General features: G+C 59.5%; 1 rRNA gene. It reads left to right on the plus strand.

The annotated features are described in order from the left end of the window. Positions 1 to 227: ribosomal RNA gene (locus BUB44_RS00015) — 23S ribosomal RNA — on the plus strand; the annotation flags it as partial.

The following is a 227-nucleotide window of genomic DNA, read 5'->3' on the forward strand; positions in this document are numbered from 1 at the left end:
GACTTACAGGTCGAGCTGGGACGAAAGTCGGGCTTAGTGATCCGGCGGTTGCGAGTGGAAGCGCCGTCGCTCAACGGATAAAAGCTACCCCGGGGATAACAGGCTTATCTCCCCCAAGAGTTCACATCGACGGGGAGGTTTGGCACCTCGATGTCGGCTCATCGCATCCTGGGGCTGGAGCAGGTCCCAAGGGTTGGGCTGTTCGCCCATTAAAGCGGTACGTGAGC

The sequence above is a fragment of the Desulfofundulus australicus DSM 11792 genome (genome assembly GCF_900129285.1).
GTDB lineage: Bacteria > Bacillota > Desulfotomaculia > Desulfotomaculales > Desulfovirgulaceae > Desulfofundulus > Desulfofundulus australicus.